Origin of the sequence: Pseudomonas sp. EA_35y_Pfl2_R111, assembly GCF_963970955.1 — a bacterium.
Lineage (GTDB): Bacteria > Pseudomonadota > Gammaproteobacteria > Pseudomonadales > Pseudomonadaceae > Aquipseudomonas.
Genome location: NZ_CAXAOM010000004.1, coordinates 226,175 through 240,565 on the forward strand (window position 1 = coordinate 226,175; position 14,391 = coordinate 240,565).

11 protein-coding genes are annotated in these 14,391 nt (G+C 61.7%); 7 read left to right on the plus strand and 4 right to left on the minus strand.

Annotated elements, in window-relative coordinates:
* Nucleotides 1-10 precede the first annotated feature (10 nt).
* Nucleotides 11-3,139, plus strand: coding sequence for an efflux RND transporter permease subunit (locus AACY25_RS16555; protein ID WP_339525980.1), 3,129 nt, complete (start codon nt 11-13; stop codon nt 3,137-3,139).
* 125 nt (nt 3,140-3,264) lie between these two features.
* On the plus strand, nt 3,265-4,449 hold the full coding sequence (locus AACY25_RS16560) for a multidrug effflux MFS transporter (protein ID WP_339525981.1): 1,185 nt from the start codon (nt 3,265-3,267) through the stop codon (nt 4,447-4,449).
* Nucleotides 4,450-4,694: 245 nt separating this feature from the next.
* On the opposite strand, the gene AACY25_RS16565 is transcribed toward AACY25_RS16560, so the two are convergent.
* From AACY25_RS16565 to AACY25_RS16580, 4 genes are all read right to left on the minus strand, one after another.
* Nucleotides 4,695-4,874, minus strand: coding sequence for a hypothetical protein (locus AACY25_RS16565; RefSeq protein ID WP_339525983.1), 180 nt, complete (start codon nt 4,872-4,874; stop codon nt 4,695-4,697).
* A 94-nt stretch (nt 4,875-4,968) separates the two neighbouring features.
* The gene (locus tag AACY25_RS16570; protein WP_339525984.1) at nt 4,969-6,330 is read right to left on the minus strand and encodes a PAS domain-containing protein; all 1,362 of its coding nucleotides are present in this window, start codon (nt 6,328-6,330) and stop codon (nt 4,969-4,971) included.
* Between the two features lie 156 nt (nt 6,331-6,486).
* Nucleotides 6,487-7,503: a zinc-binding alcohol dehydrogenase family protein gene (locus AACY25_RS16575; protein WP_339525985.1), complete on the minus strand. Its 1,017-nt coding sequence runs from the start codon at nt 7,501-7,503 to the stop codon at nt 6,487-6,489.
* 10 nt (nt 7,504-7,513) lie between these two features.
* A complete protein-coding gene (locus AACY25_RS16580; RefSeq protein ID WP_339525986.1) occupies nt 7,514-7,807 on the minus strand; it encodes a putative quinol monooxygenase in 294 nt (97 codons plus the stop codon).
* 105 nt (nt 7,808-7,912) lie between these two features.
* On the opposite strand from AACY25_RS16580, the gene AACY25_RS16585 reads away from it, so the two are divergent.
* The 5 genes from AACY25_RS16585 (at nt 7,913) to AACY25_RS16605 (ending at nt 14,330) form a co-directional block, all read left to right on the plus strand.
* Nucleotides 7,913-8,830 (plus strand): LysR family transcriptional regulator, encoded by a 918-nt coding sequence (locus tag AACY25_RS16585; RefSeq protein WP_339525987.1) that lies wholly within the window; start codon nt 7,913-7,915, stop codon nt 8,828-8,830.
* Nucleotides 8,831-8,912: 82 nt separating this feature from the next.
* A complete protein-coding gene (locus tag AACY25_RS16590; RefSeq protein ID WP_339525988.1) occupies nt 8,913-9,299 on the plus strand; it encodes a DUF2946 domain-containing protein in 387 nt (128 codons plus the stop codon).
* A gap of 123 nt (nt 9,300-9,422) precedes the next feature.
* Nucleotides 9,423-11,468: a TonB-dependent receptor family protein gene (locus tag AACY25_RS16595; protein WP_339525989.1), complete on the plus strand. Its 2,046-nt coding sequence runs from the start codon at nt 9,423-9,425 to the stop codon at nt 11,466-11,468.
* Nucleotides 11,456-12,901 (plus strand): hypothetical protein, encoded by a 1,446-nt coding sequence (locus tag AACY25_RS16600; protein WP_339525991.1) that lies wholly within the window; start codon nt 11,456-11,458, stop codon nt 12,899-12,901. The genes AACY25_RS16595 and AACY25_RS16600 overlap by 13 nt, the downstream gene beginning before the upstream one ends.
* A 46-nt stretch (nt 12,902-12,947) precedes the next feature.
* Nucleotides 12,948-14,330: a PepSY-associated TM helix domain-containing protein gene (locus AACY25_RS16605; protein WP_339525993.1), complete on the plus strand. Its 1,383-nt coding sequence runs from the start codon at nt 12,948-12,950 to the stop codon at nt 14,328-14,330.
* Nucleotides 14,331-14,391: the final 61 nt, after the last annotated feature.

The window sequence follows — 14,391 nt, forward strand, 5'->3', positions numbered from 1 at the left end:
AGCGTCTCCGGTGATCTCACGCTTCTTTATCGACCGTCCGGTATTTGCCGCGGTCATCTCGATCATCATCGTGCTGGCGGGCCTGATGGCCATGCGCTCGTTGCCGATCGCCCAGTACCCGCAGATCCTCCCGCCGCAGGTTTCGGTCAGCGCCAGCTACGCAGGCGCCAGCGCCCAGGTGATTGCCGAGACGGTGGCCGCGCCGCTGGAACAGTCGATCAACGGCGTTGAAGGGATGATCTACCAGCAGTCCAACTCCGGCGGCAACGCCATGAGCCTGTCGGTGTATTTCGAGGTGGGCCGTGACCCTGATCAGGCCACCATTGACGTCAACAACCGCGTCCAGGCCGCCCTGGCCAAACTGCCGGAAGAAGTGCGCCGGCAGGGCGTCAAGGTGCAGAAAAAGTCCTCGGACATTCTGCAGGTCGTGACCCTATACTCGCCGGATGGCTCGCGCGATCCGGTGTATATCAGCAACTACGCGCTGATCAATGTGATCGACGAGCTCAAGCGCCTGCCGGGTGTGGGTGATGTCAGCCAGTTCGGCTCGAAAGACTATTCCATGCGCATCTGGCTGCGCCCGGACAAGCTGGCGCAATACAACCTGACGCCGACTGATGTGGTCAATTCGATCCGTGAGCAGAACTCGCAGTTTGCCGCCGGTAGCTTCGGTCAGCAGCCGCTCAAGCAGGAGCAGGATTTCACCTACACGGTGACCACCCAGGGCCGGTTTACCGACCCGAAGGAATTTGAAAACGTCATTCTGCGTACCGATGACACCGGCGCCAGCCTGTTGCTCAAGGATGTTGCGCGGATCGAGCTGGGCGCACAGGACTACTCGCTGATGACCTCGCTCAACGGTCAGCAGAACGCTGCCTTTGGCGTGTACCTGCAGCCTGGCGCGAATGCCCTAGATACTGCCGAAGCGGTCAGCAAAACCCTGGAGCGGCTATCAAAGAACTTCCCCAGCGGCATGACCTATAAGGTGCCGTACGACACCACCAAATTCGTTCAGGTATCGATTGAGGAGGTGATCCACACCTTCTTCGAGGCTTTGATTCTGGTAGTGCTGGTGGTGTTTATATTCCTGCAGAACTGGCGCGCCACGCTGATCCCGGTACTGGCGATTCCAGTCTCTCTGGTCGGCACGTTCGCCGGTATGTATATGCTCGGTTTCTCGATCAACCTGCTGACGCTGTTCGGCATGGTATTGGCCATCGGTATCGTGGTGGACGACGCCATTGTGGTGATCGAAAACGTCGAGCGGGTAATGGCCACCGACAAGATCGGTCCGCGTGAGGCGACCATCAAGGCCATGGAGGAAGTGACCGGGCCGATCATCGCCATCGTTCTGGTGCTGTGCGCGGTGTTCGTGCCGGTGGGCTTCCTCGGCGGTCTGGCCGGGGAAATGTATAAACAGTTCGCCATCACCATTGCCGTGTCGGTGGTGATCTCCGGCATCGTCGCCCTGACCTTGAGCCCAGCACTCTGCGCCTTGCTGCTCAAGCCCGGGCACCATGAGCCGGCAGCGCCGTTCCGTGCCTTTAACCGGGTCTTCGATAAGCTGACTAACGGTTACACCGCCGGGGTACGGTTTTTCCTCAAGCGCTCGGCGGTCGGTCTGTTGCTGTTTGGCGCGATGATTGCGGTGATGGTGCTGTTGTTCAGCCGGGTGCCGAGCTCCCTGGTGCCCAACGAAGACCAGGGCTATGTGATCAACGCCTACTTCCTGCCGCCTGCTGCCTCGCTGACCCGCACCGAGAAACTTACCGGTGACGTGACCCAGCAGTTGATGGCGCACCCTGCGGTGCAGGATGTAGTGACCTTCGCCGGCTTTGACGTGCTGACGTTTGGCACCCGCAGCAACGCCGGGGTGTCCTTCGTGCCGCTGAAAGACTGGAGCGAGCGCACCACGCCTGAACTGGACGCGCGCAACCTGACCGGTGAATTTATGGGCATGGGCGCCGCGCAGAAAGACGGCGTGGTACTCACCTTCAACCCGCCGCCGATCACCGGCATGAGCACCACCGGCGGTTTCGAAGGCTTTATTCAAGATCGCAGTGGCGGTAACACCGCGCAACTGGCCGAGAAGGTTCAGGCCTTCCTCGCTGCCGCGGCAAAACGCCCTGAACTGGCAGGGGTACAGAGCACCTTCAGCGCCAACGTGCCGCAGTATTTTATCGACCTGGACCGGACCAAGGCGCGCGCCCTGGGTGTCGCGGTGAATGATGTATTCACCGCGATGCAGGCCACGTTCGGCAGCTACTACGTCAACGATTTCAGCCTGTATGGGCGTACCTTCCAGGTCAGCTTGCAGGCCGAGGCGGAGTTCCGCAGCAAGCCGGAAGACCTGTCTCAGGTCTATGTGCGCGCGGGCAGTGGTGAGTTGGTGTCGCTGGCTAGCCTGGTCAAGGTTGAGCGGATTCTTGGCCCGGATACCTACGCACGCTTTAACGTCTATCCGGCGGCGAAGATCCTCGGCGGGCCGGCTCCAGGCTTCAGTTCCGGCCAGGCCTTGAGCGCGATTCAGGAGGTGGCGGAGGAGGTGCTCGGCAGCGATTACAGCATCGGCTGGACCGGCTCGGCCTTCCAGGAAGTGGCCTCGCAAGGTTCGGGCAGCAGTGCCTTTGTCTTCGGTCTGATCATGGTGTTCCTGATTCTCGCCGCGCAGTATGAGCGCTGGACGCTGCCGCTGGCAGTGGTCACTGCGGTGCCGTTCGCGGTGTTCGGGGCGATTCTCGCGGTGTGGTTGCGCGGCATCGAGAACGACCTGTACTTCCAGGTCGGCCTGGTCACTCTGATCGGTCTGGCGGCGAAGAACGCCATCCTCATTGTCGAGTTTGCGGTGCTCAACCGGCACCAGGGCATGGGCATTTTCGAGTCTGCGCTGGAAGCCGCGCGCCTGCGTTTCCGCCCGATCATCATGACCTCACTGGCGTTTATTCTTGGTGTTGTGCCATTGGCAATCAGCTCCGGCGCAGGTTCGGCCAGCCGTCATTCGATCGGTACCGGGGTGATCGGCGGGATGATGGCGGCGACCTTCCTGGCGATCTTCCTGATCCCGATGTTCTACCTGCTGGTGGAGTCGCTGGCAGAGAAAATCGGCAAAGGGCGGAAAAAGGCCGATACCTCGATTTGATCAGCAGTCCGCTGGTAAGGGCAAACCGTTGCCCGGATGCAATCCGGGAGTGGTTTGTCAGCCCGCTGTAGCTTGGGGTTACCGGGCTATAGCGGCTTTCTCTGTCATTACATCTCTGGACACCCATGCCGTTACGTCTTCTGCTTATTCTTGGCGCGCTTAGCGCCTTTGGCCCGTTGGCTATCGATTTTTACCTGCCGAGCTTTCCGACCCTGGCGCGTGCGTTCTCCACCGATGTTGAGCATGTGCAGCAGTCGTTGGCGGCCTATTTTGCTGGCCTCGCCATCGGCCAGTTGGTGTACGGACCGCTGGCCGACCGCTTTGGTCGGCGCAAGCCGCTGCTGGTTGGGGTCATGCTGTTCAGCCTGGCGTCGTTGGCCTGCGCCCTGGCGCCTAGCTTGGAATGGTTGATTGGCGCGCGTTTTGTGCAGGCGTTGGGCGGTTGCGCCGGCATGGTGGTGTCGCGGGCAGTGGTGCGTGATCTGTGTGACCCCATCAGCTCGGCCAAGGTGTTTTCCCAACTGATGCTGGTGATGGGCTTGGCGCCGATTCTTGCGCCTTTGGGCGGTGGGCTGTTGCTTAGCACTCTGGGTTGGCCGTCGATCTTTATCAGCCTGATGCTATTCAGCTTCATCTGCCTGTTGGCGGTGGCCCTGTGGCTGCCGGAAACCCTGGCCAAGGATGTACCCCCCGCGCCTTTGCGCGGCGCACTGGGTGAGTACAAGCGGCTGTTCGCTGATCTGCCATTTATGGGTTATGCACTGACCGGTGGCTGTGCGATTGCCGGGATGTTTGCCTATATCGCTGGTTCGCCGTTCGTGTTTATCGAGCTGTATGGCATTCCGGCAGAGCATTACGGCTGGTTGTTCGGCAGCAATGCCCTGGGCTTTATTCTGGTGGCGCAACTCAATGCCTGGCTGGTTGCGCGGCATGGGCCAGCGTATTGGTTGGGCAAGACCGTGTGGTTCTATTTGGGGTGTGGCCTGGCCCTATTACTGGTTGCTTTGGCCAAGCCGCAAGTCTTGTGGCCGCTGCTGATTCCGCTGTTTGGCTGCATTGCCAGCCTGGGCATTCTGCTGCCCAACGCTTCGGCCTGCGCCATGGCTGGGCAGGGCAGACATGCCGGCAGCGCCTCGGCGTTGCTCGGTAGCCTGCAGTTCGTTATCGCTGCCAGTGCCGCCGCCATGGTGGGTGTGCTGCATGACGGCAGCGCCTGGCCGATTGCCGTGGTGATCTTCGGTTGCGGGGTATTGGCCGTGAGCTTTTCCCTGTTTACCCGCTGGGTCGAGCGCGGCGCGATCCGCTCATAGGGTCGCAGGCCGTTGAAAAAACGTAGGCGAGGCAGGCAAGACAAGGCGCCACGCCAGTAACAGCCTCCGGCTGGTCAAAACGGCGAGGAAGCGGACTGGGCTCGCACGCGAGTTTTCGAGTTGTAAATGAGCATTACTCGTTTCACTCGCCCGCTGGGTCGCGCTGAAGCGCGTTAGCCGCAAGCGGCTTGCCGAGCCTGCTTTTAACGCCGTATTGCCAACGTAGGTAGTTTTTCAACGGGCTGTTAGCTGGCAGCGCGCTGTTGCTCGAATGGCAGCATATGCGGCGCGCTCAGGCGCGCTTGCAAGGTGCTGACAAACTGGCGCGCCTCGCTTTCATTGCGAAAGGTCACGCTTTGCGTGCCAAAGCATACCTGCCAGCCAGAACCTGTAGATGTTTTTACCGATTGGACCATGACGTTCATCGTCGAGACTCCTCTGCAAGAGAGGCCAGTCTAGTCGCTCAATGTGAACCTTCATTGACCTGCAACAAGTCCATCACGGCTAGTGCACCGTTGGTCAGCTTTGCTCACTTTGCCGATGTTGAAGCTGATGGCGCTCATTTACGTCATGCAAGCTGCCGTGGAGGCTGTGTTCAGGCAGGCTCAGGTTGAGCTGCACTTCAACGCGGCGCGTCTGGCCGCTGCTAGTGAGCAGCTGGCACTCCAGGCGCAGGCTGCTCAGTTTGCCGCTACGCAGTTCTTGCAGGCGTTGGTGCAAGGTGCCTTGGTTCAGTTCCGGCATAAAGCGCTGTAACGGGCTACCCAGGCTTTCGTGGATCGGGTAGCCGCTGATCTGCGCCCAGGCCGGGTTGAGAAAGCTCAGTTTGTCGTCGGCATCGGTGATAAAAATCGCATCGCCAAGGTGCTCAACCAGCGAGCGATAGCGGCTTTCGCTGACCTGCAGTTCGCTGTCGATTTTCTTCTGTTCGGTCAGGTCGATATCGACGCAGTACAGCTCCAGCTGATCAAAGCTATTGCGCAGCATCAGATGGCTGGAATAAACCCATACCAGGCTGCCGTCCTTGCGTTGCAACTGCACCTCGGCGGCAGGAATTGGTGGGCCGCCTAGTTGCCACAGGTTGATCGCGCTGGCCACTTTGCTGCGCGCCGCAAGCGGCACAATCAGCTCCTCCAGGCGGCGTCCCATTACCTCATGCATCGTATAGCCGTAGAGCAGGGTGCTGGCCTGGTTCCAGTAAATCACCCGGCGTTCGCGGTCGTAACCCTGCACGGCAATCCGTGGCGTTTGCTCGAATAACTGACGAAAGCGCTGTTCGCTTTCGCGCAGGGCGCTCTCGTCACGCTTCTGCGCGCTGATGTTTTGCACCGTACCGAGGATGCGGCTGTGCTCATCGACTTCGCCGCATAGCATCAGCCAGGTGGGCTGATGCGGCTGGGGCTGTAACAGGCGGGCGCTCACCATCATCGGTTCACGACCCTCCAGCAAGGCCAGCAGGGCGCGTTGCACAGCTGAGCGTTCGGCGGGGTGCAACCAGCTGAGCAGCTGCTCGGTGCTGCATTGCTGGTTGTCAGAGGCGCGGCCCAGCAAGCAGAGGGCTTCTTCGCTCCAGTGGAAACCATCACGGTATTCCCAGCTGCCGAGCCCGGCGTTGCGTTGTGTGCGTTGCAGCTGGCGGCTGTTGTGGGTGAGTTGTTCCAGTAGCCGGCGTTGCGCGCGACGATCACGCTGGCTGAGCAGGAAGATCAATCCGCTGCTGAGCAGAATAAACAGCAGGCCTTTGCCGGTTTGCAGCTCGGCCACAAGTTCGCTGTCTTTGATCAGTGCGTGCAGCAGGTAGTCGCTGCCGAAAATCCACAGGGCGCTGAACAGGATGTATACGCCAGCCAGGCGCAGTGAGCCTTGAAGATCGGGTCGCATCCCTTACCGCCAATGGCTAGCCAGGTCGAGAGAACTGAATGGGGTTGCCTGAAAAGAGGCAATGTCCTGAGTCTAGCCGGCCCATAGTCGAATGCAGGGCGCGCGATAAAAAAGCTGCCCGGCTACGCGCGACCTGAGCCGGGTGCTTTTGCGTCGTTAAAAACCTTCGAGAACGATCTTGCCCTTGGCCGTGCCGCTCTCCAGCAGCGCATGGGCGCGGCGCAGGTTGGCCGCGTTGATAGTGCCGAAGTGCTCACCGAGGGTGGTGCGCAGCGTGCCGGCCTCCACCAGCTCGGCAACCCGCTGCAGCAGGCGATGCTGTTCGATCATGTCGGCGGTCTCGAACAGTGAGCGGGTAAACATCAGCTCCCAGTGCAGCGACAGGCTTTTACGCTTGAGATGCATGATGTCCAGTGGTTGTTCCGGGTCGTCGATCAGCGCCAGGCGGCCTTGCGGGGCCAGGGCTTCGACCAGTTGCGCGAAGTGCTGATCGGTCTGGGTCAGGCTGGCGACGTGGGTGACCTGATCGATGCCGATGCTTTTCAACTCCTCGCTCAGCGGCTGGCGATGGTCGATCACGTGGTGCGCGCCCAGCTGGCGAACCCAGGCCTGGGTCTCGGGGCGGGATGCTGTGCCGATCACGGTCAGGCCGGTAAGTTGGCGGGCCAGTTGCACCAGCACCGACCCTACGCCGCCCGCAGCACCAACAATCAGCAGGCTCTGGCTCAGGTCTGCGTTGCCCTGGGTGATCTGCAGGCGTTCGAATAGCAACTCCCAAGCGGTGATCGCAGTCAGCGGCAGTGCGGCAGCTTCGGCAAACGCTAATGTCTCAGGCATCCGCCCGACGATACGCTCATCCACCACATGCAGCTCGCTGTTGGCCCCGGCGCGGTTGATCGCCCCGGCGTAATACACCCGATCGCCCGGTTGGAACAGACTGACCTCGCTGCCGACTGCTTTGACGATGCCGCTGGCATCCCAGCCGAGCACTTTGCCGGTGCCGTCGGTTGGGGCGACGTTGCGGCGGATCTTGGTGTCCACCGGATTGACCGAAATGGCCTTGACCTCGATCAGCAGATCGCGCGGGCCGGGCGTGGGCTCTGGCAGCTCGACATCCTGCAGGGCGTCAGCGTGATCGGCGGGCAGGGAGTGGTAATAGGCGACAGCTTTCATGAGGCGCTCCTTAGAGAATGCGCTGCATTAATTGATGATCGACCTGTTCCAGCAGGCTGCCGCAGGTCTGGCCAAAGTGCAGAAAATGCGCGGTTTGCTGGTGCGCGCTAAGGGCGGCTGCGTCCTGCCATTGCTCAACCATGATGAAACGGTTGGGCTGCTCCTGATGCAGGTGCAGGTTGTATTGCAGGCAGCCGGCTTCGGCCTGGCTGGGCGGCACCAGCTGGCGCAGACCGGCTTCAACCGCCTCGGCATGGCCAGGGCGGGCGGTGATGGTGGCAATTAGGGTGAGTGGGCTCGACATGGCTGGGCTCCGGTTCAAGATGTGGCCATGCTCGGTTATTTGATTGACGAGAAAAACTGCCCGCTACTAGAGTCTCTTTCAATATTTTTTTGATAATGAGCCGCCATGCTGCGTTTTGATGATCTGCAGTTGTTTGTCACCACCGCTGATCTGGGCAATCTCTCGGCGGCCGCGCGGCGTCTGGATATTTCTCCGGCGGTGGCCAGCGCCGCGCTCAAGCGTCTGGAGCAGCAACTGGAAGCGCGTCTATTCAGCCGCTCCACCCGCAGCCTGCGCCTGACGCCCGAAGGCGAGCTGTTTCTCGGCCATGCGCGCCTGGCCTTGCAGAGCCTGGATGACGGCCGGCAGCAACTGGCTGGCAGCAAGGTCGGCATCAGCGGGCCGCTGCAGCTGTCCGCGCCTTCTGACTTTGGTCGTAACACCTTGCTGCCCTGGCTGGATGAATTTCAGCAGGCGCACCCGTACGTGCAGTTGCGTCTGCTGCTTGGTGATCGGGTGGCCGATCTGTTTCGCGAGCCGGTGGATATCGCCCTGCGTTACGGCGCACCGGAGGACTCCAGCCTGGTTGCCTTGCCAGTGGCCGCGTTAAATCGCCGTGTGCTGTGCGCCGCGCCGCAATACTTGCAGGAGCATGGCGCGCCGCAGTCGGTGGAGGAATTGGCCGAGCACAACTGCTTGCTCTATATGCTCGGCGGTCGGCTGCATGACCGTTGGCGCTTCAGTGATGGCAAACGCGAGCAGGGCGTTAGCGTGAAGGGCGACCGGGTCAGTGACGATGCCGATGTGGTGCGGCGCTGGGCCGTCAGCGGTGCCGGGCTGGTCTACAAATCCTGGCTGGATGTAGCCGGCGATGTGCGTGCCGGACGGCTTCAGGTGCTGCTGCCCGAACTGCGCGGCGAGCCGACACCGCTCAACCTAATTTGCGCGCACCGTGCGCAACTGAGCAAACCGGTGTTGCTGTTGCGTGAGTTTGTGCAGACGCGCTGCACCGAGTTATTGGCGGAAGCGCCATGGGCGCACTAAGATTGCCGCCAGCGCGCTGCGGCAATCCATCGCAGTGCAGCTGTGTCACCTGCGCCCCAGAGCAATGCTAGAGTCGCGCCCCATGAAAATGACCCGCACTGACCGTCGTCTGCTGGCCTGGATGCTGTATTTCAGCGTTCTGTTCAGTGCGTTCGCCTGCAGTATTGGTCACGGGCAGATGGCCGGACTGCAGCTCAGCGGCTTGAGCAGCCAGTACTGTTCCTTTGAGGGCAACTTCGGTGCCGGTGCCGATCTGGAAGGCTCCGGTGTGGTGGCGCCCAATTCTGCCACCGGCTCCGGCTGCTCCCTGAGTTCCACCTTTAGCGCGATCATCCTGGCGGCGTTCTTCGGTCTGTTGGGTTTGCTGGCCCTGAGCCGCGCGCCCCTGCTGACGTTCTTCTTTACCCCGCGACCTGTCCGCTACCTCTGGCCTTCGGCCAACCCCCGCGCGTCCCCCTTTCTGGCTTGAGTTGCTGTTGCTGCGGCCGCATTTGCGGCCGCGCTATTACTTGAGACCAGATAAAAGCTGCGTTTGTCGGTGCCCAAAGCCTGCATTTAGGTGGCACTTGATAGGCCGAAGTTGGGGAAGTTTATGCGTCAGATATCCGTAGTCAGTCTGCTGGCCGTCAGTGTCAGCCTGGCCAGTTCGGCCTTTGCCGAACATCTCAAGCTGGAAGACAGCACTGTGATCGGTCAGCAGCATGGGGATGCTACTGCGCCGAGCATTGCCGAAAAGCGCGCCGAGTTTGCGCGGATTCCCGGCGGCGCCAGCGTGATCGATGGCGAAACCTACAAGACCGGTCGCGCCAGCTCGCCGCAGGATGCCCTGGGCCAGGCCACTGGGGTGTATATCCAATCGCGTTCGGGGGCCGAGGAATCGCGCCTGTCGATCCGTGGTTCGGGCCTGCAACGGACCTTCCATCAGCGCGGCATTCTGCTGATGCAGGACGGAGCGCCACTGAACCTGGCCGACGGCAGTGGCGACTTCCAGAGCATCGAACCGATTGCTCTGGACCATATCGAGGTCATGCGTGGCGCCAACGCCTGGCGCTATGGCGCTGCCAACCTGGGCGGTGCGATCAACTTTGTCACGCCCACCGGCAAGACCGCGCCCAAGGTGCAGCTGCGCACCGAAGCGGGCAGCTTCGATTACCAGCGCATCTTCGGTGCGGTTGCTGAAGACTTTGGGGGCTGGGATGCCTACCTGAGCTTCTCCGACTATTCCCAGGACGGTTTCCGCGATCACGCGCGCCAGGAGAACCAGCGCTATTTCGCCAATATCGGCGGGCGTATCAACGAGCGACTGTCGACCCGCTTCTATATCAGCCACGTGGAAACCGACTCGGAAATCCCCGGCAGCCTGACCAAGGCGCAGCTGCGGCGTAACCCCGAGCAGGCGGCGCTGAGCACGGTGACAGGTGACAACAAACGCGATTTCACCCTTAACCGCGTCGGCAATATCACCACCCTGCAACTGGACGGCGGGCACAGCCTGGAACTGTCGAGCTTCTACAGCGAGAAATCGCTGTGGCACCCGATCTTCCAGGTGCTGGAAGTCGACAGCGAAGATGTCGGCGTGCGCCTGACCCACAAGTGGCACAACAGCGACGGCTGGCGCTGGAACGCTGGCGTGGAGGCGCTGCAGGGCCGCAATCAGGCAGAAAACTACGTTAACGTGCGCGGTAAACGCGGCAACCTGGTGGACCGTCAGGTGCAGACGGCGCGCAGCCTGAATGCCTTTACCGAACTGGAAGTGCCGCTGGCCGAAGACTGGGCGCTGATCGGCGGCCTGACCTGGCTGCACAGCGAGCGCGATATCGACGACAAGCTGAAAAGCAGCTTTAACTTTGTCGGCATGCCGACGGGTTTCCAGGATGCTTCATTCAACCGCAGCTACAGCGCACGCATCGGCCGTATCGGCTTGCGCCACGACCTGAAAGATGGCGTGCAGCTGTTTACCAACCTCAGCCAGAGCTACGAGCCGCCGACCTTCAGCGAGCTGACCGGTGGCGCCATCGTCACCGAGAACGAGGCGCAGAAGGCCACCACCCTGGAAGCCGGTATGCGCTTCACCCAGGGCAATCTGGACGTGGATCTGGCGGTGTACCGCAGCGAGATCCGCGACGAGCTGCTGGGTTACGTCAACCCGCTCAATCCGACTCAGGTGGTCACCACCAACGCCGACCGCACCGTGCACCAAGGCATCGAGTTTGGTGCGGCCTGGCAATTGGGTGAAGTGGTGTTGCGCGGTCAATACCTGCTCAATGACTTCCGCTTCGACAGCGACCCGGCCTACGGCAACAACCGCATCGCCGGCGTGCCGAGCCAGTTCCTCAAGGGTGAGGCGCTGTGGCAGCGCAATGGCTGGTATGCCGGTCCAACCGTCGAGTGGGTGCCGGTGCACTACGCCGCCGACCACGCCGAGTCGCTGTATGCCGAGGCTTATGCGATCTGGGGGCTGAAGGGAGGTTATCGTCCGCGTGATGGCCTGGGCTTTTTTGTCGAAGGGCGCAACCTCTCGGACAAGACCTACATTGCCACCACTGGCGTTGTGGCTAACGCCAATGGCCAGGACGCGGCGCTGTTTATGCCCGGTGACGGTCGTAGCCTGTACGTCGGCCTGGAGTGGAAGCTTTGACGGCGGCCCTGCAAGCACAAGAGCTGCCACGCCTGACCTGGCGCCAGCGCCTGCTGCGGCTTATGCCGTGGCACAAGCGCCTGGCATTGCTGGCCTGCCTGGGCATCTTCAGCTGGGCAGGCAGCGGCATGCTGCACCCGCTGATGGGCTATTTGCAGCCGCGACCGCAAACCATGGCCACGCCGCAGCAGATATTGCCGCTGGACAACCTGTGCAGCCCTGCGCAAGTGCTCGGGGCTGCGGGTATTGCACAGGTGCAGGGCTTGCGCCTGCTGGTGCGGAGTGGTGAGCCGTACTACCAGGCACGTCTGGCCGGTGAGCTGCAGCCGCGTTATTGGCATGCACGCAGTGGTCAGGCGGTCGAGCTGGCCGGTGCGCATGCCGAAAGCCTGGCGCGGCATTACCTGGGCAGTGACGAGCCGCTGGCCTACGTCGGCAGCATCGAGCGGTTCACTGGCGAATACGCTTTTATCAATCGCCTGCTGCCGGTGGCGCGGGTCGACACCCAGCGTGACGACTCGTTGCGCCTGTATGTCGATCTGTTCCATGACCGCCTCGGCACCTTGGTTGATCAGCGCAAGGCCTGGTTCAGCGGGTTCTTCCAGACGATGCACAGCTTTCGCTGGCTGGATGCGGCCGGGCCGTTACGGCCGGCACTGATGCTGGTGCTGCTGGCCTCGATTGTCTCGGCGACGCTGTTCGGTATCAGCCTGTTCGTTGCCCGTCGGCGTGCCCGCACCTTCAACCGGCGGCTGCATGGCTGGTGGGGGCTGGGCCTGGCATTGGCGACGCTGAGCTTTGCCAGCAGCGGCGCTTGGCATTTGTTGCACAAGCAGGGTGCGCAGCCCTGGCCGGCACCCTTTGTACCTAGCTTTAACGTGGCCGAGCTGGACAAAGCACCGGCGGCCGACTGGCTGCTGGCCGGTGAAGAGCTGTACATGCTCAGCCTGCTCGAACTCGACGGTAAGCCGATCTGGCGCGCCGAGGGTCAGCAGTTCGCCAGCATGGCCAGCCTGCATTATCTGGATACCCAGGGCCGCGAGCTGGGCAATGACACGCCGCGCCGTTATGCGCAGCAGCGTCTCGACCATTACGCCAAGCCCCTGGGGCTGGGTGAGGCGCAGACGCTCACGCTGCAGCACAGCTTCGACCATGAATACGGCTTCGTCTTCAAACGCCTGCCGGTGTTCAAGGCCAGCTATGCCGATGCTTACAACACCGCGCTGTTTATCGACCCGCTGGACGGTGCCCTGGCCAGCCGCGTGCAGGATGCCGACCGCACGGAAGGCTGGACCTTCGCCTATCTGCACAAGTGGGAGTTTCTCGCAGGTATAGGCAATGGCTACAAACACCTGCTGCTTGGTATCGTCGCGCTGGCCCATGTGTTGTTGGCGCTGGTGGGCCTGAGCCTGCTGCGGCGAGGATCGCGATAATGAAACAGGGTCTATCCATATCCCTTGAACGTGCCTGGAGCTGAAGATGCACAAGCCGACTACGCCGAATGTCTCGTTCTACAACCTGGCCTGGCGCTGGCATTTCTATGCCGGGCTATTCGTTATCCCGTTTTTGATTCTGCTCTCGGTCACGGGGATCATCTACCTGTTCAAGCCGCAGCTGGACCAGCTGATGTATGCCGAGCTGCTGCAGGTAGCGAGCGCCGAGCAGGCACTCTCCGCCGATCAGCAATTGACGCGGGTGCGTCAAGCGTATCCAGAGGCGAGCATCAGCCAATACCTGCCGCCGGTAAACGCCGAGCGCAGTGCGCAATTTGTACTTGATGCAGGCGGGCAGACGCTGAATGTATTTGTCGACCCTTATCGCGGCACAGTGCTGGGCAGTCAGGATGCGCAGGACAACCTGCAGGCCATCGCCCGCCAGCTGCATGGCGACCTCATGGTCGGCACCCTGGGCGATCGGCTGATCGAGTTGGCCGCTGGCTGGGGCATTGTGCTGGTGGTCTCCGGTTTGTACCTGTGGTGGCCGCGCGGTCGCTCGGGTGCGGGTGTGCTGTGGCCGCGACTGACGGCACGTGGGCGTTTGCTGTGGCGTGACCTGCATGCGGTGACCGGCTTTTGGGGCTCGCTGCTGCTGTTATTTATGCTGCTCACCGGCATGACCTGGACCGGCTTCTGGGGCGCGCAGTTCGCTGGCGCCTGGAATCACTTTCCCGCAGCAATGTGGGACGACGTGCCGCAGTCCGGGCAGCTCACCGGTAGCCTGAATAACAGCAGCAAACAGACCGTCGCGTGGGCGGTGGAAACCACGCCGCTGCCGGCTTCCGATCCGCATGCCGCGCATAACGGCCACGCCGCCAGCGCTGCGCCAAGCACCGTAGCTCAGATCAGTTTGCAGCAGGTGGTCGAAACCGCTGCCGAGCGTGGCGTGCAACCGGGTTACAGCATCACCTTGCCGAAAGGTGAAACCGGCGTGTACAGCATCGCCCTGTTCGCCGATGACCCACGTAACGACGCCACCCTGCATATCGATCAGTACAGCGGCGCGGTGCTGGCCGACGTGCGCTGGAAGGATTACGGCGTGGTGGCGAAGACGGTGGAAACCGGGGTCATGCTGCATGAAGGCAAGCTGTTCGGCCTGGCCAACCAGTTGCTGATGCTCGCGGTCTGCTTGCTGGTGCTGCTCAGTGCGATCAGCGGGCTGGTCATGTGGTGGCAACGCCGTCCGACTGGAAAGCTCGGCGTACCGCCGCTACGGCATGACCTGCCACGTTGGAAAACCGCAATTGTCATCATGTGCCTGCTCGGCGCCGCCTTCCCGTTGGTGGGCGCGTCCCTGTTGTTGATCTGGGCGCTGGATTGGCTGCTGCTCTCGCGCCTGCCTGGGCAGCGCCTGGCTAACGGCTGAATGGATTTGCTGGTGCGGGCTTGGCCCGCGTCAAAGCTTCGCGCTACAACACTTGTCATGG

Excerpts from the sequence above, each read along its gene's own strand:
- AACY25_RS16560 (WP_339525981.1), top strand. The coding sequence starts at position 3,265 with ATGCCGTTACGTCTTCTGCTTATTCTTGGCGCGCTTAGCGCCTTTGGC.
- AACY25_RS16565 (WP_339525983.1), bottom strand. The coding sequence starts at position 4,874 with ATGAACGTCATGGTCCAATCGGTAAAAACATCTACAGGTTCTGGCTGG.
- AACY25_RS16570 (WP_339525984.1), bottom strand. The coding sequence starts at position 6,330 with ATGCGACCCGATCTTCAAGGCTCACTGCGCCTGGCTGGCGTATACATC.
- AACY25_RS16575 (WP_339525985.1), bottom strand. The coding sequence starts at position 7,503 with ATGAAAGCTGTCGCCTATTACCACTCCCTGCCCGCCGATCACGCTGAC.
- AACY25_RS16580 (WP_339525986.1), bottom strand. The coding sequence starts at position 7,807 with ATGTCGAGCCCACTCACCCTAATTGCCACCATCACCGCCCGCCCTGGC.
- AACY25_RS16585 (WP_339525987.1), top strand. The coding sequence starts at position 7,913 with ATGCTGCGTTTTGATGATCTGCAGTTGTTTGTCACCACCGCTGATCTG.
- AACY25_RS16590 (WP_339525988.1), top strand. The coding sequence starts at position 8,913 with ATGAAAATGACCCGCACTGACCGTCGTCTGCTGGCCTGGATGCTGTAT.
- AACY25_RS16595 (WP_339525989.1), top strand. The coding sequence starts at position 9,423 with ATGCGTCAGATATCCGTAGTCAGTCTGCTGGCCGTCAGTGTCAGCCTG.
- AACY25_RS16605 (WP_339525993.1), top strand. The coding sequence starts at position 12,948 with ATGCACAAGCCGACTACGCCGAATGTCTCGTTCTACAACCTGGCCTGG.